A 20,525-nucleotide genomic window follows, 5' to 3' on the forward strand; every position below is an offset into this window, starting at 1 on the left:
TCCTAAAAAATCGGCTGTTATCGTAAAGATAACAGCCGTTATAGTATGTTTATATTAGGTCGCAATTCAAGTTATTCAGTTAACGATTCAATCTATTCTCGATTAATTCATCAACCACACTTGGATCGGCAAGTGTAGAAGTATCCCCTAACTGTTGATACTCGTTGGCTGCAATCTTACGCAAAATACGGCGCATGATTTTACCAGAACGGGTTTTAGGTAAACCTGGAGACCATTGGATCATGTCAGGGGTTGCAATTGGGCTTAGCTCTTTACGCACCCAATTTCTCACCTCTTTAGTTAACTCGTCAGATACCGTTACCCCTTCATTTGGCGTGATATAGACATAGATCCCTTGACCTTTAATGTCGTGTGGATAGCCTACCACAGCCGCCTCAGCAACCGCTTCGTGAGCGACTAACGCACTTTCGATTTCAGCAGTACCGAGGCGGTGACCTGAAACGTTAAGTACATCATCCACGCGACCGGTGATCCAGTAGTAACCGTCTTCATCACGGCGACAACCATCGCCCGTAAAATAAACGCCCGGATAAGCCGAGAAGTACGTTTGTTCAAAACGCTCATGGTCGCCATAAACCGTACGGGCTTGTGAAGGCCAACTATCCAAAATCACCAGATTACCTTCGGTCGCGCCTGTCAGCGTATTACCTTCCGCGTCAAACAGTGCAGGAGCAATACCAAAGAATGGACGGGTCGCAGAGCCCGGCTTAAGTGCAGTAGCGCCAGGTAGTGGCGTGATCATGATGCCGCCCGTTTCGGTTTGCCACCAAGTATCTACGATAGGACAGTCACTATTACCAATTTGCTCGTAATACCAAGACCAAGCCTCCGGATTAATTGGCTCACCGACCGAACCCAAAATACGTAAACTATCACGCTTGGAACTTGCTGTCGGCTCGTCACCTTTTGCCATCAAAGCACGGATCGCGGTAGGCGCAGTATAAAGGATAGTAACGCCATGTTTATCAACGATTTCACCCATGCGACCAGACGTCGGATAGGTCGGCACGCCTTCGAATACAACTTGAGTACAACCATTCACCAGTGGACCATAAGCAATATAACTATGACCTGTGATCCAGCCCACATCCGCGCTACACCAGTAAATATCATCTTCTTGAAGGTCGAATACATACTCATGGGTCATTGATGCATACACTAGGTATCCACCCGTAGTATGCACTACCCCTTTCGGCTGACCGGTAGAGCCCGAGGTATAAAGAATAAAAAGCGGATCTTCCGCATTCATCATTTCAGGTTCACATTTGGCTGGCTTATCAGTCACTAATTCATGCCACCATACATCATGAGCATTCCATTCAACGTCGCCACCTGTTAATTGGTGTACAACCACATGCTCGATAGTGGTGACGCCAGCTTGCGCTACCGCTTCATCAACATTTGCCTTAAGCGGCACACAATTACCACCGCGACGACCTTCATCTGAGGTGATGACCACTTTGGCGCCAGAATCTTTAATACGATCTGCAATAGCAGAAGGTGAAAAGCCCCCAAACACAACGGAGTGGATAGCACCAATTCTTGCACAGGCCTGCATGGCATAAATTGCTTGTGGAGTCATCGGCATGTAGATTGCCACGCGGTCACCCTTTGTAACGCCCAGACTCTTAAGACCATTGGCAAGCTTTGCGACTTCATCATGCAGTTGTTGGTAGGTAATATTTTCTGTTTGTTCGGGGTTATCACCTTCCCAAATCAACGCAACTTTATCGGCGCGCTTTTCGAGGTGTCTATCGATACAGTTATAAGAGGCATTTAGTACGCCGTCTTCATACCATTTAATATTGATATGGCCTTTATCAAATGAGGTATTTTTAACTTTACTATAAGGTTTGAACCAATCTAAACGTTGACCGTGCTCTTTCCAAAACTCTGCGGGGTCATCAATCGACTTTTGATATAGTTCTTGATATTGCTCGTCGTTGATTAATGCTGCGTTCTTGATTTTTTCAGGAACTGGATAAATGCTCTGTGACATAGTCATCTCCATTATATTTAGAGGTCTAGGTCTGCTAGACACGCTTTTCCTAAGGATCACCCAGCCTTGGGTGTTTAAGTATTAGACCTTAGTTGTAGAACAGCTGCAAACGTAAAAGTTTCATACAACTTACCGACTGTACCTAATTCAATCTTTATGATCGCCTTATCCTCCGCTCATTTACTGTATGCCACCTTAGTCTAATAGACCAATAGGTAATTGAGTAAAAACCAACCTTAAACAACAGTTAGTGATGATTAATATGAATATCGGCTGCTGCCAACTGCAAAGCACAGCTATTGAGGAACTGGATTATGACAACGAATAACATTAATAAAAAACTGCTCGCAGTTGCTATCAGTAGCCTCTGCGCTCTCCCTGCCACTGCGGCTGAGATTGGCGATACTAAAGTTAACTATGGTGGTTATATCAAGCTAGATGCCATTTGGAGTGACTTTTCTGACGGCGCGCTGGGTGCGCAAAATATCGGCCGAGACTTTTACGTTCCTGGTACGACTCCTGTTGGGGTTAACTCAGATAGCGATGCTGTGTTTGATATGCACGCTCGCCAATCTCGCTTTAGCTTCGGGACCGATACTAAGCTTGATGATGGCAGCAGTATCAAGACTAAAATCGAGCTAGACTTTATTTCTACATCTGGAGGCAATGAGCGTGTGAGTAACTCCTACTCACCTCGTATTCGCCAAGCCTTTGTGAGCTACAAAGGCTTCTTGTTCGGTCAAGCTTGGTCAAACTTCCAAAATGTTAGCGCGCTACCAGAGACTTTAGACTTCGTTGGCCCAGCTGAAGGCACCGTTTTCGTACGCCAAGCCATGGCTAAATACACCACGGGAAACTGGTCTTTCTCTATTGAAAACCCAGAAAGCACGGTTACCACTGCAGATAGTGGCCGTGTCGTCACTGATGACGCTAGCATGCCTGATTTCACTGCACGTTACACACACAATGCAGGTTGGGGTCATATTGCGGTAGCGGCACTTGCGCGCCAAATAACCTATAAAGTCGGTGGAGCTGATGAGTCTGAAAGCTCATTTGGGGTCAGTGCATCTGGTCGTGTTAATTTTGGCAACAATAACTTGAAGTTTATGCTGACCCAAGGTCAAGGGCTTGGTCGTTATGTAGGACTGAACGTTGCTAATGGTGCGGTATACGACGGTAACTCGTTACATGCAATTGACTCGACGTCGGGCTTTATTGCTTACCAACATAGCTGGAATGATCAGTTCCGCTCAACATTCTTATACTCATTCTTTAATGCTGATAACGAAAGCGATTTGCTGGCGGTAACTGGCGATCCGACAAAATCAAGTATGAGTTACAGCGCAAACCTACTTTATTCACCCGTGAAAAAACTTACCTTTGGTGCTGAATATAAGATGGGTACTCGGGAAACAGAAAGTGGCCTCGAAGGTGATTTAGATAGACTGCAACTTTCAGTGAAGTACGTGTTTTAAGGTTTTGTAATTTTAATAGGCTAGTACCAATTCACTTCCTAACTGCGGCCTATTGGCCGCTTTTTTATTGTTGGTCGCGACATAAAGTCGCTGCTACGGTGTGTTTCTTCGCGATATAAAGTCGCTGCTACAATGTGTTTCTTCGCGATATAAAGTCGTAGCTACAATGTGTTTCTTCGCGACATAAAGTCGCTGCTACGGTGTGTTTCTTGCGGTATGAAAGATCGCGGCTACTCATGGGGTTTCATCGTCTAACGTTGTGACCATATCGCGCCAATAAAAAACCCCGCTGGCTGGCGGGGTTTTACAATCATCTCAAAAGCATCATCTTATTGAGCTTTTGCATCCTTCATATAATCAAAGAACTTGCTATCCGGTGATAACACCATAACGTCATTCTTATCTTTAAAGGTATTTTTATATGCTTCAAGCGAACGAACAAACCCGAAAAACTCAGGGTCTTTATTATATGCTTTAGCGTAAATGTTTGCCGCCGTTGCATCACCTTGACCGCGAACCGCGCGAGCATTACGCTCAGCATCTGCAAGCATTACTGTCACTCGACGATCAACATTAGCACGGATGGTCTCCGCCTTCTCTTGACCCTCAGAACGGTGCTCTTTCGCCACAGCTTGACGCTCCGCACGCATACGCTGGTAGATCGAGTTACTTACTTCGTTAGGTAGGTTAATTTGCTTAACACGGACATCAAGTACTTCAATCCCAAGCTCAGTTGCACTTTCAGACGCTTGAACTAACGCTTCTTCCATTAGCTCGCTACGTTCACCAGATACTATTTCTTTAATAGTACGCGAACCGAAGTTTGTTCTTAGACCGTTGTTCACCTTTTGCTTAAGTAGCGTTTCAGCATACTGTTTATCACCACGCGCACGTAGGTAATAAGCACTAAAATCATTCACGCGCCACTTAACGTAAGAATCCACGATCAAGTCTTTCTTCTCGCTCGTTACAAAGCGATCAGGTTGACCATCAAGTGTTTGGATCCGTGCATCTAATTTACGTACTTGGCTAAAGAAAGGCACTTTCAGGTGAAGGCCAGGTTCATACACCAGAGCATCGCCATTCGCGTCTTTTTGTACCTTGCTAAATAGCAGTACAATTGCTCTTTGACCTTCGTTTACTACAAAGATACCAGAGAACGACATGATCACGGCAGTGACTAATAGAAGTAGACTAAAATTCTTCATATTGATTATCTCCCGTTACCAAATCTGTCGCGATTAAATCTATCACCGCCTGAATTGACAGAGCTATTTTGCTGTTGAGTACCTTCAATCGTTCTACGAAGCTGCTCAATATCGCTCTGATTTGGCAAACGTACTGGTGACGAAGCGTTGTTATGGGATTGCATAATCTTATCAAGTGGTAGATACAGCATGTTATTACCACCTTCAACATCAACCAATACCTTTGAGCTACGGCCCAAAACTTGCTCCATTGTATCAATATATAAGCGTTTACGCGTTACTTCTTTCGCAGCTTGGTATTCTGGTAGTAACTTTTCAAAGCGCTCCACTTCACCTCGAGATTCAAGGATTATACGCTCGCGATAAGCTTCTGCTTCTTGCGTCATACGAGTCACTTGACCACGCGCACGCGGTTCAATTTCTTTCGCATAAGCTTCTGCTTCACGAATGAAACGCTCTTCATCTTCTTGTGCAGCAATCGCATCATCAAATGCGTCTTTTACTTCTGAAGGAGGACGCGAGTCCTTAAAGTTAACGTCTGTAACAATCAAACCAAGATTGTATGGTTCGATAATACTGTTTAGCTCTTCCCAAGTGCGCTGACGAACCACTTCACGACCCGTAGTTAACACTTGGTCCATGCGAGAATGGCCCACAACGTAACGTAGAGCACTGTCTAGCGCTTGTTGTAAGCTGTGATCAGCATCGGTCACACTGAAACGATAAAGCGTTGGATCTACAACACGATATTGCACTTCAAACTCAACACTCACGACGTTTTCGTCTTCCGTAAGCATAAAGCCTGAAGCCGACAATGAACGCACCGCTTCAATATCTACAGGAATAACACGCTCGATGAACGTGGCTTTCCAGCGCAGACCCGGCTCAGCAATACGGTCAAATTTACCAAATTGCAACACGATACCGCGCTCAGCTTCTTTTACCGTGTAAATACCACTTAGTGCCCATACGATGGCTGCGATAATAAGTATAAAGACAAAACCAGCACCGCCTAATCCGCCATTACCACCTTTCCCCGGCTTACCGCCGAAAATACCGCCGAATTTATTACCAAATTTACGGAATACTTCATCTAGATCAGGTGGGCCTTGATCCCGCCCCCCGCGGTTTTTCCACGGATCGTTATCATTGCCATTATTACCCGGTTCGTTCCAGGCCATAGCTATACTCCATTGTTATTTAAATGAATTAGGTTAAATCTAACAAAATTCGAGCGACTCTCATATAAAAATACGCTCGAAATTGACGATTTTTAACTACCAACAACCAAATCATTGAGATTTCGCCCGAATTCCTTATTGAGCTTTTCCCATTCGATTTTTGGCATTCTTACAGAAACAAGCCAGTTGCCTTGCTCGTCGTAGCCTTTTTCATCCACGGCATTAAGCTCAAATAGTGCACCTCGTAAGCGCCCAAGCGCAGGAGGTACGGCAAGCTCAGCTGTGAAAACGGTTTTTGCCAACAACTCTTTAACGGCGTCGAATAACAACGAAATCCCTTCTCCAGAGTGGGCACTTAACCACACTCTGATCGGTTTTCCTTCATCGTCCCTATCTATTCTAGGCGCAACTTCGTCCATTAGATCAATTTTGTTGTAGACTAAAAGTTGAGGAATGTCATTGGCTTCAATTTCCTCTAGAACCAATTGTACCTGTTCTATATTTTCTTTTCTTCTCGGATCTGCAACATCGATGACATGAAGCTGTAAATCCGCCTCACGAGTCTCTGTTAAAGTCGCCTTAAATGCTGCTACCAAGTCATGAGGTAAATGACGAATAAAACCTACTGTATCTGCTAAGATAACGGGGCCAACATCATCGATTTCGATCTTTCTTAGCGTAGGATCAAGCGTTGCGAACAATTGGTCCGCAGCATATACATCCGCATCCGTAATTTTGTTAAACAGCGTCGATTTACCCGCATTGGTGTAGCCTACCAGAGAAACAGTTGGGATCTCGTTACGACTACGCGCTCGACGCCCTTGCTCACGCACAACGGCTACCTTGTCTAATCGTTTACGAATACTCTTAATTCGCTCTCTTAGTAACCGTCTATCGGTTTCTAATTGGGTTTCACCAGGACCACGTAAGCCGATCCCCCCTTTTTGCCTTTCTAAGTGCGTCCATCCTCGAATTAAGCGCGTAGAGATATGCCTTAGCTGAGCAAGCTCAACCTGCAATTTTCCTTCGTGGGTACGGGCTCTTTGCGCGAAAATATCTAAGATCAGCGTTGTCCTATCTAACACTCGGCACTTACAAACGCGTTCTAAATTGCGCTCTTGTGAGGGGCTGAGTTGGTGGTTAAATATGATGACATCTGCGTTGTGGATGTTGACAATCTCGGCAATTTCTTCAGCTTTACCCGTTCCGACAAACAACTTTGCATGTGGTGCTTGACGGCTGCCTTGCACAACCGCCACACTACTAACACCAGCAGAAGAAACTAGCATTTCCAATTCACGTAGATCTTCGCGATCTCCTTCGTGAGGAAATTCTATATGAACCAAGACTGCCTGTTCGCCGGCTTCATAACGGTCAAACAAGCATTAAGCTCCTACTAATAAGAATTAATAATTACCTTCTTCACCTTGGTCGCCCGCTTCACTTCCGGTTGCATTTTGGAAGTTAACCGCACGAGCTGGAACCACAGTGGAGATGGCGTGTTTGTAAACCATTTGGTTTACTGTGTTTTCAAGCAAAATCACAAATTGGTCAAATGACTGGATCTTGCCCTGTAATTTAATGCCATTCACTAAAAAAATTGAGACAGGAATGCGCTCACGACGCAAGACATTCAAAAATGGGTCTTGTAAAGATTGGCCTTTTGCCATTTTCTTATCCTTCGTTTTAGGTGTTATTATGTCAGGTCGTTGATTTAATCAGAACACGCTGATTTAACAACTACTATTAGCTTAGCGAAGTTAGAACACGTTGCAAGTTTTCTTGACTATCGGTGTCAAGCCAAGTCACATCTTGCCACCCCCTCAGCCAAGTTAATTGCCGCTTCGCCAGTTGTCTGGTCGCTGCGACGCCTTTGAAAACCATTTCGTTATAATCGCACTCGCCAGCTAAATACTCCCACATTTGCCGATATCCGACACAGCGAATAGAAGGCAAATCAGGGTGTAAATCTTTACGTTGATATAAGGCCAAAACTTCATTTTTAAAGCCTTCATCCAACATTATTTCAAATCTTTTCTCTATACGTTCATGTAAGACTTTTCGGTCACTTGGTGCAATCGCAAATTGATGAAATTGATACGGCAATGCATCCTGTTTGCTTTGCTGCAATTGAGTCATCGTTTTACCACTAATGCGATAAACTTCCAAAGCACGGTTGATACGTTGCGAATCGTTTTCGCTGATTTTAGCCGCAGCTTCTGAGTCAATCTCTTTTAACTGTTGATGCAGCGCAGGCCAACCCTTTTGTTCGGCTTCGCGCTCCAATACCGCTCTGATTTCAGCATCAGCCTCTGGTAATGGCGACAGGCCTTCAATCAAGCCTTTAAAGTACATCATCGTGCCACCCACTAAAATTGGCACCTTGCCACGCTGATGAAAATCGTCAATTAGTTTAATAGCATCAGCACGAAACTCAGCAACCGAATAGCTTTGTGCTGGATCAATAATATCAATTAGGTGATGTGGTGCCTGTGCTTGCTCTTGTGCGCTCGGCTTTGCCGTACCGATATCCATCCCTTTGTACACTAACGCCGAGTCTACACTGATGATTTCGGTATTTAACGCTTGGCATAACTCTATGGCCAATGCGGTTTTGCCCGCTGCTGTCGGTCCCATTAGGGTAATGACAGGTAACTTGTTCACATCTAACCTACTAATAAACTGCACTAATCTCGTATTATAGCTGATAGTACATGGTAATTAATACCTACTTAGGCACGAATTACTGCGAACTTAAAAAACTGACCAACTTCTGGGCATCAATTGTAACCGCACTTTTATGAATACGAGCCAAACATGAGGCTTTTGAAAGTAATTTTTCTTTAACTAAATCAAAATGCTGGCTATCGAAATAGCTACTGGGTGTTGAGACTTCTAGCCACTGTAACCAATCTTGGAGTTCAGCATCTGAGCTTGGTTCCATCATCTGCTTAGAAATTTCACCAACATCTATGCTATAGAGCGACACTGGCAACTTTTTAACTAAAATATGACCATCAAAAATTTCAATCGCAAACCCTAAAATTGCCAACCAAGTTTCACGCTGCTGCAATGCTTCCAGTGCGGCTTTATCTAACTTGATGCGCACGGGTAACAACAACGCTTTGCCTTGCAATGTGCCATCTTGCTCAATTTGCATTTGCCAATATGGCAACAGCCCCTGCCTACAATCACCAAACAACAAATGATTGTCTTGCTCAAGTATGACTTTACCTTGTGGTAACAGCATCCAGCTAGATTTACTAGCGGATATCGGGACGCTACTTACTTCACTTGACGGTAATGCAGCTTCTTCAATTTGATCGAAGTGCTGCATCTGTTGATGTGATAGCCCTTGATAGAGCTGGTTTACATTCACCTGTTTTTTGCCACCACCTGTTGCACCGCCATAATTACTTCGGCCACTACTTGAAGCTGCTCTTGATGCCTCAGAGCGCTCGCCGAAGGCACTTGGAGCCGAATAGGTCTGTGCTTGCGTTTCGGGCTGTAAGGTTGAACGGTAACTTTGATGATAGGTTTCATCTACCTGTTCTTGAGGCGCAAATAATGGCGATGCGATATCAGGTGCTTGAGTCTCGGTCTCGCTTGCACAAGGTAAATCAATTTGCTCCGTCGCGACCTGCTTTATTGCTTGTACAATAAAGTCGTGAACCAAGCGCGCTTGATGAAAGCGAACTTCGTGTTTCGCGGGATGGACATTAACGTCAACTTGTCTCGGGTCTAATTCAAGATATATGACAAAACCGGGAAGCTCTTCATGCCCGATTGATTCATCAAATGCTTGGCGAATCGCATGCAAGATGAGCTTATCTCGCATCATACGACCGTTTACGTAGGTATATTGTGTGCCGTTGTTGACCCCCGCAGGTAACACCCAACCGAATAACCTTAGTCCCTCATGCCCTGAGTCGATAAAGCTTGCTTGCTGTAAGAATGCTTTACCACCAACTTGCGCAACTCGCTCAACACCTTTTTCAATAGTGCGTGGGCGATATTGGCGAACCACCTTTTGGTTATGAGTGAGCGTGATGGCAACATCAAAACGACTCAATGCAATGCGCTTAACCAGTTCATCAATATGACTAAACTCGGTTTTTTCGGTGCGTAAAAATTTCCTGCGCGCTGGCGTGTTGAAAAACAGATCTTTGACTTCAATCGTGGTACCGTCTGGGTGCGCGGTAGGTTGAACCTGCACAGCCATATCTCGCCCTTCGGCGAAAGCTTGCCAAGCTGTCTCTTGTGCTTGGGGCTTAGAGCTCAGAGTCAGTCGCGATACTGAACTGATGGATGCCAGCGCCTCACCTCGAAAGCCAAGCGAAGCAATACACTCCAGATCATCTAAACTTTTCAGTTTACTTGTCGCGTGGCGAGACAATGCCAACATCAGCTCGTCTTTAACAATACCGATACCGTTATCACGGATCCGAATAAGCTTGTGTCCTCCACGCTCAATGTCTATTTGAATGCGCGTCGCACCTGCATCAATACTGTTTTCCACCAGCTCTTTCACGACGGATGCTGGCCGCTCCACCACCTCACCGGCAGCGATTTGGTTGGCTAACCGAGCTGGAAGTATTTCTATCGTCATCATTTACGCTTTTGGAATAGTTAAGACTTGCCCAATAAACAAGGTATTGTTTTTCAGGTTATTTGCTTTTTTCAATTCACTGACCGTAATGCCATAACGGCTAGCCAGCACACTCAATGATTCGCCACTTTTTACTTTATGCGTCACCGGCTTGATGGATTGCATACGCGCAAAGAGCGAATTATCCGGTGGATTTTTCTCATAATAGCCTTTTATCGAACTAAAAATAGCCCGAGCTAAACGCTCTTGATAATGCGGAGACATTAATAGCTTTTCTTCTTTGGGGTTTGAAATAAACCCGGTTTCCACCAGAATCGAAGGTATATCTGGTGATTTTAGTACCCCAAAGTTTGCAGCTTGCGGTCTGCTTTTGTGCATTTTTGCCACTTTTTTCAGCTCTTTGACGACTTCTTCTGCGACCTGAAACCCGGTTTTCATCGAATGTTCCATCGACATATCAAGTAACGCTTTGGCTAAATATTTTTCGTTGGCCGTATCTTTAATTAAATCGGCAGCCCCTCCCAATAATTGTGAGTGTTTTTCTTTGTCTTCTAGCCACTTACCTATTTCAGAATTCGCTCTGCGTAGTGATAACACCCAGACCGACGCTCCGCGTGGTTGAGGGCTGGTGAAGGCATCTGCGTGAATAGATACAAAGAAATCCGCTTTTCTTTCGCGCGCTCTTGCAGTTCTCGTATTCAACTTGAGGTAATAATCGCCAGTACGAATAAGCTTTGCGCTCATCCCCGGCTGGCTATCTACTAAGCGTGCTAAACGCTTCGCAATTTGAATGGTTACGAGCTTTTCATAAGTACCTGAAGGTCCAATAGAACCCGGATCTTCACCGCCATGACCGGCATCGATGGCGATGACAATATCTCTGTCTTGCGCGAGTGTTTTTCGTGGTGTGGCAGTTTTTGTATCGTCATAAGCACTCATCTGCTTACCATACAAATCAACGACTAAGCGGTTTTTATACGGACCGGTTGGTGCTAACGCAAAGATTTTTGGCGTAGCGCTGCGACTTAGCTCCACAACAATCCGTGCAGAATTGCTGTTTTTCGGTTTGCTGTGGCGCACCTTGTTTACAACTCGATGTTCGTCAGGAATACTCGGAAAGTCTTTTTGTTGCTTGGTGTTTTCAAGATCGATCACCAAGCGCAGTGGATTTTTCAGCACAAAATAGCTGTAATCCGGCTTATCGCTCATATCAAAAACAATACGAGTGCTTTCTGGGGAGGGCCAAACACGCACACTTTCGATGGCGTTTTGGGCGATGCTCTGCATGCTCGTTAAGAGCATGCAGATAAAAATGAAAATATAACTAATAGTCGGCTGATTACGCATAATCTTGTAATTGTTTTAATAGTGCCTCGCCGCGGCTAGACTTGGCCTCAAGTGTAATTTGACGGCCATCACCAGCATACTGCATTGTGACGTCTATATCTGGGTTTGGAATAAAGCCTTCACCTTTTTCAGGCCACTCAACAACACAGATAGCATTACTTGCAAAGTAATCCCGGATCCCCATGTATTCGAGCTCTTCAGGCGAACCTAATCGATATAAATCAAAATGATATATTGAGACATCATCCAGTTCATAAGGTTCAACTAAGGTATAAGTTGGACTTTTTACCTTACCTGAATGACCAAGGCTTTGCACGATCCCGCGAGTGAGCGTGGTTTTACCTGCGCCTAAATCACCGTGTAAAAATAGTACCGCACCTTGACGAATAACATTGGCAATTTTATTACCCATGGCAACTGTTGCTGGCTCATCAGCCAAATCGAATTTCATATGACCTGTCGTCACCCTAAAATACCTCGAATATGTTCGAATAAATCCCCGGCCAACATACCTTTTTCGCCGTCATGGGCGGCCTGCTCGGCAGCTAAACCATGAATATACACGGCTAGGTTTGTTGCAGCAAATGCTTCCATCCCTTGGGCAATTAAACCGCCTATGATACCAGATAAAACATCGCCCATCCCAGCACTCGCCATTCCTGCACAGCCTGAACGATTAATATTTATCCGCTCACCTTCAGATATCAAACTGCCCGGCCCTTTTAGTACCGTAACGGCGCCATATTCATGGCTAATTTTTTTAGCCACCGCGAAACGGTCATGTTCATTTAGCGGTGTCTCTAAGTGGTTCAATAACCGCCTTGCTTCACCTAGGTGAGGCGTTAATACCCAGTTTGATTTTTGCCTCGGTGCATGCGCTAAACAATTGAGCCCATCAGCATCCACAACCATCGGTAATTCAGTTGCCATCGCATGGTTAAAAAGTGTTTTGGCCCAAGCGTCTTGACCAAGCCCGGGACCAAGCACTATCACACTGGCTTTTTTTATCAGTGGCAATAACTCATTCGCACTCTCAACACCGTGCACCATTAATTCAAAACGCCCCTGTAAGACGCTTGCAATATTATCAGGATGAGTAGCGACCGATACAAGGCCAGCTCCTGCACGCAGAGTGGCTTCTGCCGCCAATCGAATTGCTCCAGCCATACCACGATTACCACCAATAAGTAACACATGACCATGTGCATTTTTATAGCTATCTGGTGCTCGCTGCGGCCTTGCTGCCATGAACGTTTGATGATTTAAGTAATTAGATGTTGGCGTTACTAGGGTTTTGAATGCTTCACCAACATCCAAGTCGGATAACAATAGCGCCCCCACAAAACGCTTTGCCGAGCCGCTAAGTAAGCCCTGTTTTAACGCGATAAAGGTGACGGTTTCGGTAGCCAAAAATGCACTAGGTGCAACTTCTCCTGTTGTGGCATTTACACCGCTCGGTACATCAAGTGCCAATCTAGTAACCGGCAGTTTATTCATTTTGTCAAAACAAAGGCAAACATGGTCAGGCAGCTCACCTCTAAAACCGGTGCCGAACACACCATCAACCACCACCGTAAACTGACTTAACTTTACCTCGTTCAACGAAAAAACCAATGCGCCTTGATATTGAGAAAATGCCTGCTGCGCATCGCCCGTTAAGCTTTCGGGTGCAAATAACGCGAGTACGGTGACGGAAAATCCGGCCTGCTGACATAATTGAGCGACGACAAAACCGTCTCCCGCGTTATTGCCTTTACCTGTGATAATTAAGATATGGCTGGATTTGGGCTGGCTGTTTTCAATAAAGCGAAATGCAGCGGCCCCAGCTCGTTGCATTAAGGTACTTAGATCTGTGCCTGATAACTTTGCGGCTTTTGCTTCATATTGCTGCACTTGTTGGGCTGAATAAGCAAATTGTGGTAAATTGTCCGTGTATTCATTAGCCATTATTTCTTCCCGTGACGACCGATAATATCAATTATAGTGAACTTGCAGCACAAATTAAGCAATGGGGCCAAGAACTTGGCTTTGCAGAAGTCGGTATAACCGACATTGATTTACGCGAGCATGAAGCGCAACTTCAGCGCTGGTTAGACGCAGGCTATCATGGTGAAATGGCGTATATGGCGGCGCATGGAATGAAGCGTGCCCGCCCCGCAGAACTGGTTCCTGGCACTCAACGTATTATTTCGGTGAAAATGAATTACCTGCCACCCGATGCCAGCTTTGCCAGAGCACTTGGTAATAAAACCACCGCCTATATCTCTCGTTATGCATTAGGTCGAGACTATCATAAGGTAATGCGCAACAAGCTAAAGCAGCTCGGACAAAAGATTGAGCAAGAAGTCGGTACGTTAGGGTTTCGCCCTTTTGTCGACTCAGCCCCAGTACTAGAGAGACAAATTGCAGAAAAAGCAGGCCTTGGCTGGCGTGGAAAGAACAGTTTAGTGATTAATAAGCAGGCGGGCTCTTGGTTTTTCTTGGGTGAGCTGTTTGTTGATATTCCTCTTCCTATTGATAAACCAAACCAAGAAGAAGGTTGCGGCCGTTGTACCGCCTGCCTAACTTTATGCCCTACCGGCGCTATCGTTGAACCTTATGTCGTTGATGCGAGACGCTGTATTTCTTATCTCACTATAGAGCTTCAAGGCGCTATTCCAGAGGAATTTAGAGAAAAAATGGGCAATCGGATATACGGTTGTGATGATTGCCAGTTAGTTTGTCCATGGAATCGCTATGGTCAAATAACGGAAGAAGCCGACTTTTTGCCGCGAACTCAACTGAAAGATCAGCAATTGTTGAGCTTATTTGCTTGGGATGAAGCAACATTTTTGAAAAACACCGAAGGCAGCCCCATTCGCCGGATTGGACATGAACGTTGGCTACGAAACTTAGCCGTTGGCCTTGGCAATGCACAATACGATGAAGCAATCGTTATAGCACTGGAAGATAAGCGTCAAAGTGCCACTCCCCTTGTTATTGAGCATATCGACTGGGCGCTGGAGCAACAAAGACAAAAGTCAGACCAACATGAACGCAAAAAAGCAAGGCTGATCCGCATTATTGAAAAGGGCTTGCCACGAGACGCTTAGCAGGTTTGTCGCGCTAAAGCGCGACCTACGGCAGTATTGGAAGTAGGGTTGCTATTCTGAGCGTCGTGAGAGTAGTTTTAAGTCTTCTTCAATATCATGGAAAGCGGTTTTCACTTCTCGCACACTTTCTTCCCGTGCGACTGAGCTTTGAATCGCTTTATCGACGTTTTGATAGATAAACATCTCCTGATCTTCGTCTAGGCCCATTGTCGGAATGCGCTCTTCAAATAACTCTTGTAATGAGCGGAACACTTTTTCGTTTTCTTGACGATTTTTATCAAGCAGCGACACCATGCTGTTAAACTTACCTTGCACCATTTTTATCGCTTCTTCCAGGTCCTCGTGTTGCTGTACCAGCTTGCGTTTAGTGGAAATGGCAATTAACTGTTGCTCCGTTACACTGGCAATAAAACAGATATGATCCCGCAATCTACCGTGTTTATCTGGATCGTCTCCCGGCATATTGAGGATCAAAATACTCAAAAATGGATAGTTAACCAATATGCGGTTAGTAAATTCATGTAATCGCCCTTTGGTGTGTAAGATCTCAAATAATTCAATGACGATAGGTGAGCAAATTCCCGTAGTTGCAAAGTGATGCTTTTGTCCCTCAAGCCGAACCTCGACATTACAATTAAGTCCCAGTCCCTTTAAACATTGACATAAAGCTTCCGCCAGTCGCGGGATTGTTTCTATTTCACCTATTTGCTCGATGTAGGTAACGATTTGCCCCATTTCACTGCTATTAGCCATGGCGCTAAATGCTGTGGAGGTTGCATCTTCAATTTGCTGAGCCAGAATATCTTTTTCTAGTAGCATTTGGTTCAAGTGCGTGAGCTTGGCTTTTAACTCACCTTGGCCAAACGGCTTAACAATATAATCTTCCGCCCCCACTGAGTAGCCTTCCATGCGCTCTTCAACAGAGCCCCTTGCCGACACAAACATAACGATAATATGCTGTGTGTTTGGATTGGCTTTAATCGCCTTACATACCTCATAACCGCTCATTTTTGGCATGCTCACATCAAGTAAAATTACTTGAGGATCAAAGTCTTCGACTACTGCTAGACATTCATGACCGCTTCCAACGGTTTTTAACTCAAAGTCTAAGTCTTCTAAAATCTCTTCAATGATTTCTAGATTAAATGGTTCGTCGTCAACTGCTAAGATTCTGCGTAAAGCCATAAATGAATATCCTTCGTCGGTTCACAATGAGAAAGGCACTACGGGAAAATAAGGTAATTCAAGGCCAGTGCCTCAATAGCTCCCAATCAGATTGTATTAGTACAAGCTCTATTATTATTTATAGACGCTTACTCAACGCCTTTCCAATTACAACCATTACACCGCATTACTCTCAAGATGCTCTGTTAAAGGCAGACTCACATTGATACATGCACCGCCCTCGGGATTATTTTCGGCGTAAATCTGCCCTTTATGCAGTAAAATAAACTCCTTACAAATAGCAAGACCTAAACCCGTGCCGCCGGCACCACTGTCTGTTTTACTGCTTTGCACAAACTTGGCAAAAATCTGTTCCAATTCGTCATCCGGAATACCAACCCCTTGATCGGCAATCTTGATATGAATATCTTGATCTTTACAGCTTAACAGTACACTCACCTCACTACCTTCAGGGCTAAACTTGAGCGCATTGCCCAATAAGTTTCTGATCACTTGATTCATTTGCTCCGGATCGCAAAAGGTCATCACGCCTTGAGCGGGCTTTTCAAAGCGGATTTTTATCTTTTTCTCAAGCGCAGTGCCTGATACATCTTCAATACCGCTTTGGATCACATTAACTAGATTGTGAAAGCTTGGATTAAATGGAAAGCGACCTGCGTCTAACTTTGATAAATCAAGCAGATTGTTAAGCAGTACCAATAGACGCTCACCACTGGTTTCGATACGAGATAAATACTTTTTGAGCTTATCCTCTGGCACTTCAGGAGCCGTTAGCTTATCTAAACCGAAACGAGCAAAACTTAATATAGAGTGCATTGGTGTGCGAAGCTCATGAGACATATTGGCTAGAAATTCAGATTTAGATAGGTTGGCCGCTTCTGCCGCTTCTTTGGCTTTTTGTAACTGTGCCGTTCGAGCTTGCACTTCAAACTCTAGTAACTCTTTGGTTTCTTCTAGCACTTCTTGTTGCTCTTTAAGCTTTGAGACATTTTTAAAAATGACCGCAAATGCCATATCACCGTGATGATCGATTTCGTTAAACGTTCCCATCAAAGGAATGCTGCGCTCACCCGCTTTTGGCAGACTCAGCTCACAGTTAAAATGCTTTAACATACCAACATGCTTCATCAAATCACGTAATTGCGACACGGATATTTCATCAAATAGCTCAAAAATAGAGAGTGGCTGTAATTCTTCTTCCGTCAGCTCAAACAATTCGCAACACGCGTCATTTGCTTCAATAATATGGCCCTGGCGGTTGAACAGCATAATCGGATCCGGGGTATGTTTATAAATCACGCGCAGCAGACTGTCGCGTTCAATCAAGGCATCGACTGTATCCTGTAGGCGCTCAACTAACTCTTGGTTATGGCGTCTTAAGAGCTCTGTTTGCCATAATTTATGTAGACTTTGTAATAAATCGCTCTCATCAAACGGTTTAATCAGAATGTCTTCAACCCCTTGACGCACGGCTTCTAACATATCCACTTGATTAACCCGAGAAGTCATCAATAAGCAGCGGCAATTGTGGTGCACTTGACGAACTTTATTAAACACATCTAAGCCAGTGTCTTTTTCTAGGTTAAAGTCACAAATAAGGAGGTCAACAGGATGTCGCTCGGCAACTTGCATCGCTTCATCAAGCGTCGTCGCGGTCGTCACCGCAAGCTGTGCTCCGCGTAGGCCGTTAGCTAAGGTCTCTAGGCGAGGCGTATGATGGTCAACCAGCAACACTTTGGGCAGCACTAAGGTATTAGTAGAACCAATTTCCAGTAGGCGTTCAAGTAAGCCAGTAATATCTTTATTGGCAAAGAAGGGGTAGATAACAATGCCATTTGGCAAGGCGCGGTTGATTTCACTGAAAGATTTTAAGTGCTCGGCATTATCGGGTTTAGGTGCCAGCAATACTAACTTATCATGATTCCTCAGTTGATATAACGCTTGGAGCTTACTGGCGGGCACCCCATGAGCAATAACAACAACATCGAATTTATCAAAATCGAGATTTGCTTCCAGACTCCGGTAATGCACATGCTCTACCTCGCCACCGAGTAACTCAAATAATACCTTTACTCGCATCGCTTGCACACTGCTGCTGTCAATAATCAGCACTCGATTCGTCATAACCAGATCCTTTACCGATAATTCTGAGATCCAGTTTAGTAGAAGAATCACAAGACGCTAAAAAATAGCACTATTTTGATATGTTTGACGCCGCGGTCTAATTCACGCAGCGAAAAAAATTCAAACAGCAAAGAGCAACGGCGTATAAAGCTATGCGAGAGATTTGCCCAAAATCGTCAAGCTATAGTGATTACCATCCATGACCGCGACGTTGGGTAATTCTCCCCACTTTTTATAACCGTGTTTTTCAAACAAGCGGATACTGGGGAGATTATGAGAAAAAATAAAGCCAAGTAACGTTGTAATAAACAGGGTCGGCGCTTGCTGCTCTGCAAAATCCATGAGTTTACTACCTAACCCTTGGCCTTGTGCGGCTTTTGCAAGATAGATACTCACTTCAGCCGTACCATCGTAGGCAGGACGTCCATAAAAACTGCTAAAGCTTATCCACGCTATCACCTTTTCCGCCAGCTCTACCACATAAATTGGGCGATTTTGCGTATGTGCGGCGAACCAACTTTGCTTTTGTGCTACGCTTACGGGCTCCGTATCCGCTGTGACTTGGCGGCTCGGTATCGTTTCGTTGTAAATGGCAACTATGGCGCAAAGGTCATGCGGTTTAGCGAGTCTAATATTCATGAAAGCTGATCAAGGTAACGAATATTTTCGTATCATAAGAGATAACATAAATAAAAGGAAAGCACTGATGATAAAAAGTCTTTCGATTCTGAGCTTAGCGCTCGGTTTCCTAATCTCGAGTAACGCGTATGCAAAGACATCCAGCTGTGATGATTTTACCAATGTTGAGCTGCGAAAACTGCGTTCTGATGACTCACTTAATCTATGTGAATTTAAAGACAAACCGCTTCTCATCGTAAATACAGCCAGTAACTGTGGATTTACAGGTCAGTTTGAAGGGCTTGAGCAACTACATCAAAAATATCAAGATAAAGGCCTTGTTGTACTTGGTTTTCCCTCAGATGACTTTTTCCAAGAAGAAGACGACGAAAAGGAAACTGCAAAAGTATGCTTTATCAATTACGGTGTAACCTTCAATATGTTTGCTACATCGGAAGTTCGAGGCTCGGATGCTAACCCCATTTTCCAACATTTAAACGAAGTAACAAGTTCTCCAAATTGGAATTTTTACAAATACTTAGTGTCAGCCGATCGGAAGACAATCAAGCGATTTAACAGTCGCACTAAACCTATGTCTGACGAGCTCACTAGCGAAATTGAAAAACTCTTGCCTAGATAAGCTGATTTTTTAACGTACCTAGATTAGAATAAAGTATGAATAATAAATAATCATCGGAGAAATTATGGCAATCGCTAGTGCAAGACACATCCTAGTAGATAGTGAAGCGCAATGCATGGAGCTCAAAGAACGCATTGCAGCAGGGGAAGATTTCGCAGAAATCGCAAAGCAGTACTCCAATTGCCCGTCGGGCCAAGATGGTGGTGCGCTAGGTGAGTTCGGACCAGGCATGATGGTGCCTGAATTCGATAAAGTGGTTTTTTCAGCCCCAATCAATCAAGTACAAGGGCCAGTGCAAACGCAGTTTGGTTTTCACTTGCTTGAGGTAACCAGTCGTAGCGATTAATTCGCTTGCGAAAAGTTAATCACTTCGCCATCATTCCTTAATACCAACTCGCTACATTTACTGAATGAGCGAAAAGATACTTAGTTGAAGGAATGATGGCATGAAACTTATCGGTTCGAACACCAGTCCATACGCCCGTCGAATTAGAATGTGGGCCGCGGCTAAACAGCTCCCAATGAGCTACCAGCATATAGATATATTTTCCGAAGCAGGTCATGACGAACTTATTCGCCATAATCCTGCCCGTAAGATCCCATTTTTAATTGACGATGCACAACTTATTTGTGATTCCAATCTGATTGTTCGCTATCTCCGTGAAAAACATCAACTTCCATTTCCCAGTTGGGATCAAGAAAATTGGCTGATCCTTATCAATGCCTGTAATGATTCTTTGGTAGAACTGTTACTTAGCAAGCGCTCAGGTTTTGATATTGAACAAGATAAACTATTTTTTCATCTACAGCGGGAACGAATTGGTCATACCCTGCACTATCTCAATGAAGAGTGTGTGACAGAAGAGTTTTTACACTGTGATTATCTCCAAATCAGTTTATACTGCCTTATTGATTGGGTTCTATTTAGAGAGCTCGTCGACCTGAGCGATTACACCAACCTAATGGCATTTCATGGCCGTTGGCAAAGCCAAGCAATCGCCCAGCAAACTGATCCACGAAATTGAG

The 20,525-nt window shown here is 44.4% G+C and carries 18 protein-coding genes; 5 read left to right on the forward strand and 13 right to left on the reverse strand.

What is annotated here, in order from left to right; all coding sequences use genetic code 11:
- Nucleotides 1-79: 79 nt before the first annotated feature.
- Nucleotides 80-2,020 (reverse strand): acetate--CoA ligase, encoded by a 1,941-nt coding sequence (gene acs / locus DS891_RS16125; protein ID WP_174170339.1) that lies wholly within the window; start codon nucleotides 2,018-2,020, stop codon nucleotides 80-82.
- Between the two features lie 314 nt (nucleotides 2,021-2,334).
- On the opposite strand from acs, the gene DS891_RS16130 reads away from it, so the two are divergent.
- Nucleotides 2,335-3,495 carry a DcaP family trimeric outer membrane transporter gene (locus DS891_RS16130; RefSeq protein ID WP_174170340.1) on the forward strand — a complete coding sequence of 387 codons (1,161 nt, stop codon included), beginning with the start codon at nucleotides 2,335-2,337 and terminating at the stop codon, nucleotides 3,493-3,495.
- A gap of 329 nt (nucleotides 3,496-3,824) precedes the next feature.
- On the opposite strand, the gene hflC is transcribed toward DS891_RS16130, so the two are convergent.
- From hflC to DS891_RS16175, 9 genes are all read right to left on the reverse strand, one after another.
- Nucleotides 3,825-4,703, reverse strand: coding sequence for a protease modulator HflC (hflC, locus tag DS891_RS16135; protein WP_010377388.1), 879 nt, complete (start codon nucleotides 4,701-4,703; stop codon nucleotides 3,825-3,827).
- A 5-nt stretch (nucleotides 4,704-4,708) separates the two neighbouring features.
- The gene (gene hflK, locus DS891_RS16140; protein WP_010605650.1) at nucleotides 4,709-5,884 is read right to left on the reverse strand and encodes an FtsH protease activity modulator HflK; all 1,176 of its coding nucleotides are present in this window, start codon (nucleotides 5,882-5,884) and stop codon (nucleotides 4,709-4,711) included.
- A gap of 92 nt (nucleotides 5,885-5,976) precedes the next feature.
- Nucleotides 5,977-7,266, reverse strand: a complete 1,290-nt coding sequence (gene hflX / locus DS891_RS16145) for a ribosome rescue GTPase HflX (RefSeq protein ID WP_010605651.1) — start codon at nucleotides 7,264-7,266, stop codon at nucleotides 5,977-5,979.
- A gap of 24 nt (nucleotides 7,267-7,290) precedes the next feature.
- On the reverse strand, nucleotides 7,291-7,554 hold the full coding sequence (gene hfq / locus DS891_RS16150) for an RNA chaperone Hfq (RefSeq protein WP_010377383.1): 264 nt from the start codon (nucleotides 7,552-7,554) through the stop codon (nucleotides 7,291-7,293).
- A gap of 76 nt (nucleotides 7,555-7,630) precedes the next feature.
- Nucleotides 7,631-8,521 carry a tRNA (adenosine(37)-N6)-dimethylallyltransferase MiaA gene (miaA, locus tag DS891_RS16155; RefSeq protein ID WP_217448665.1) on the reverse strand — a complete coding sequence of 297 codons (891 nt, stop codon included), beginning with the start codon at nucleotides 8,519-8,521 and terminating at the stop codon, nucleotides 7,631-7,633.
- A 106-nt stretch (nucleotides 8,522-8,627) separates the two neighbouring features.
- Nucleotides 8,628-10,493, reverse strand: coding sequence for a DNA mismatch repair endonuclease MutL (gene mutL / locus DS891_RS16160; protein WP_254605909.1), 1,866 nt, complete (start codon nucleotides 10,491-10,493; stop codon nucleotides 8,628-8,630).
- Between the two features lie 3 nt (nucleotides 10,494-10,496).
- Nucleotides 10,497-11,840, reverse strand: coding sequence for an N-acetylmuramoyl-L-alanine amidase (locus tag DS891_RS16165; protein ID WP_174170343.1), 1,344 nt, complete (start codon nucleotides 11,838-11,840; stop codon nucleotides 10,497-10,499).
- On the reverse strand, nucleotides 11,833-12,306 hold the full coding sequence (gene tsaE / locus DS891_RS16170) for a tRNA (adenosine(37)-N6)-threonylcarbamoyltransferase complex ATPase subunit type 1 TsaE (protein ID WP_010605655.1): 474 nt from the start codon (nucleotides 12,304-12,306) through the stop codon (nucleotides 11,833-11,835). Before tsaE ends, DS891_RS16165 begins: the two co-directional genes overlap by 8 nt.
- A complete protein-coding gene (locus DS891_RS16175; protein ID WP_174170344.1) occupies nucleotides 12,303-13,787 on the reverse strand; it encodes an NAD(P)H-hydrate dehydratase in 1,485 nt (494 codons plus the stop codon). The genes tsaE and DS891_RS16175 overlap by 4 nt, the downstream gene beginning before the upstream one ends.
- 11 nt (nucleotides 13,788-13,798) lie before the next feature.
- On the opposite strand from DS891_RS16175, the gene queG reads away from it, so the two are divergent.
- Nucleotides 13,799-14,932: a tRNA epoxyqueuosine(34) reductase QueG gene (gene queG / locus DS891_RS16180; protein WP_174170345.1), complete on the forward strand. Its 1,134-nt coding sequence runs from the start codon at nucleotides 13,799-13,801 to the stop codon at nucleotides 14,930-14,932.
- Nucleotides 14,933-14,983: 51 nt separating this feature from the next.
- On the opposite strand, the gene DS891_RS16185 is transcribed toward queG, so the two are convergent.
- The 3 genes from DS891_RS16185 to DS891_RS16195 all read right to left on the reverse strand — a co-directional run bounded on the left by DS891_RS16185 (nucleotide 14,984) and on the right by DS891_RS16195 (nucleotide 18,880).
- Nucleotides 14,984-16,117, reverse strand: a complete 1,134-nt coding sequence (locus DS891_RS16185; protein WP_010605658.1) for a PleD family two-component system response regulator — start codon at nucleotides 16,115-16,117, stop codon at nucleotides 14,984-14,986.
- Nucleotides 16,118-16,273: 156 nt separating this feature from the next.
- Nucleotides 16,274-18,241: a hybrid sensor histidine kinase/response regulator gene (locus tag DS891_RS16190; protein ID WP_174170346.1), complete on the reverse strand. Its 1,968-nt coding sequence runs from the start codon at nucleotides 18,239-18,241 to the stop codon at nucleotides 16,274-16,276.
- A gap of 150 nt (nucleotides 18,242-18,391) precedes the next feature.
- Nucleotides 18,392-18,880, reverse strand: coding sequence for a GNAT family N-acetyltransferase (locus tag DS891_RS16195; RefSeq protein ID WP_174170347.1), 489 nt, complete (start codon nucleotides 18,878-18,880; stop codon nucleotides 18,392-18,394).
- Nucleotides 18,881-18,947: 67 nt separating this feature from the next.
- On the opposite strand from DS891_RS16195, the gene DS891_RS16200 reads away from it, so the two are divergent.
- The 3 genes from DS891_RS16200 to DS891_RS16210 all read left to right on the forward strand — a co-directional run bounded on the left by DS891_RS16200 (nucleotide 18,948) and on the right by DS891_RS16210 (nucleotide 20,524).
- Nucleotides 18,948-19,499: a glutathione peroxidase gene (locus DS891_RS16200; RefSeq protein ID WP_026000907.1), complete on the forward strand. Its 552-nt coding sequence runs from the start codon at nucleotides 18,948-18,950 to the stop codon at nucleotides 19,497-19,499.
- A gap of 64 nt (nucleotides 19,500-19,563) precedes the next feature.
- Nucleotides 19,564-19,845 (forward strand): peptidylprolyl isomerase, encoded by a 282-nt coding sequence (locus tag DS891_RS16205; RefSeq protein WP_010377362.1) that lies wholly within the window; start codon nucleotides 19,564-19,566, stop codon nucleotides 19,843-19,845.
- A 100-nt stretch (nucleotides 19,846-19,945) separates the two neighbouring features.
- Nucleotides 19,946-20,524, forward strand: coding sequence for a glutathione S-transferase family protein (locus DS891_RS16210; RefSeq protein ID WP_010605662.1), 579 nt, complete (start codon nucleotides 19,946-19,948; stop codon nucleotides 20,522-20,524).
- Nucleotide 20,525: the final 1 nt, after the last annotated feature.

The sequence above is a fragment of the Pseudoalteromonas sp. JC28 genome, from assembly GCF_013319255.1.
Taxonomy (GTDB): Bacteria; Pseudomonadota; Gammaproteobacteria; order Enterobacterales; family Alteromonadaceae; genus Pseudoalteromonas.

What these genes read in the sequence shown, in the direction of transcription:
- acs (WP_174170339.1), bottom strand. Translation starts at nt 2,020, where the DNA reads ATGTCACAGAGCATTTATCCAGTTCCTGAAAAAATCAAGAACGCAGCA.
- DS891_RS16130 (WP_174170340.1), top strand. Translation starts at nt 2,335, where the DNA reads ATGACAACGAATAACATTAATAAAAAACTGCTCGCAGTTGCTATCAGT.
- hflC (WP_010377388.1), bottom strand. Translation starts at nt 4,703, where the DNA reads ATGAAGAATTTTAGTCTACTTCTATTAGTCACTGCCGTGATCATGTCG.
- hflK (WP_010605650.1), bottom strand. Translation starts at nt 5,884, where the DNA reads ATGGCCTGGAACGAACCGGGTAATAATGGCAATGATAACGATCCGTGG.
- hfq (WP_010377383.1), bottom strand. Translation starts at nt 7,554, where the DNA reads ATGGCAAAAGGCCAATCTTTACAAGACCCATTTTTGAATGTCTTGCGT.
- miaA (WP_217448665.1), bottom strand. Translation starts at nt 8,521, where the DNA reads ATGGGACCGACAGCAGCGGGCAAAACCGCATTGGCCATAGAGTTATGC.
- mutL (WP_254605909.1), bottom strand. Translation starts at nt 10,493, where the DNA reads ATGACGATAGAAATACTTCCAGCTCGGTTAGCCAACCAAATCGCTGCC.
- DS891_RS16165 (WP_174170343.1), bottom strand. Translation starts at nt 11,840, where the DNA reads ATGCGTAATCAGCCGACTATTAGTTATATTTTCATTTTTATCTGCATG.
- DS891_RS16175 (WP_174170344.1), bottom strand. Translation starts at nt 13,787, where the DNA reads ATGGCTAATGAATACACGGACAATTTACCACAATTTGCTTATTCAGCC.
- DS891_RS16185 (WP_010605658.1), bottom strand. Translation starts at nt 16,117, where the DNA reads ATGGCTTTACGCAGAATCTTAGCAGTTGACGACGAACCATTTAATCTA.
- DS891_RS16190 (WP_174170346.1), bottom strand. Translation starts at nt 18,241, where the DNA reads ATGACGAATCGAGTGCTGATTATTGACAGCAGCAGTGTGCAAGCGATG.
- DS891_RS16195 (WP_174170347.1), bottom strand. Translation starts at nt 18,880, where the DNA reads ATGAATATTAGACTCGCTAAACCGCATGACCTTTGCGCCATAGTTGCC.
- DS891_RS16200 (WP_026000907.1), top strand. Translation starts at nt 18,948, where the DNA reads ATGATAAAAAGTCTTTCGATTCTGAGCTTAGCGCTCGGTTTCCTAATC.
- DS891_RS16205 (WP_010377362.1), top strand. Translation starts at nt 19,564, where the DNA reads ATGGCAATCGCTAGTGCAAGACACATCCTAGTAGATAGTGAAGCGCAA.
- DS891_RS16210 (WP_010605662.1), top strand. Translation starts at nt 19,946, where the DNA reads ATGAAACTTATCGGTTCGAACACCAGTCCATACGCCCGTCGAATTAGA.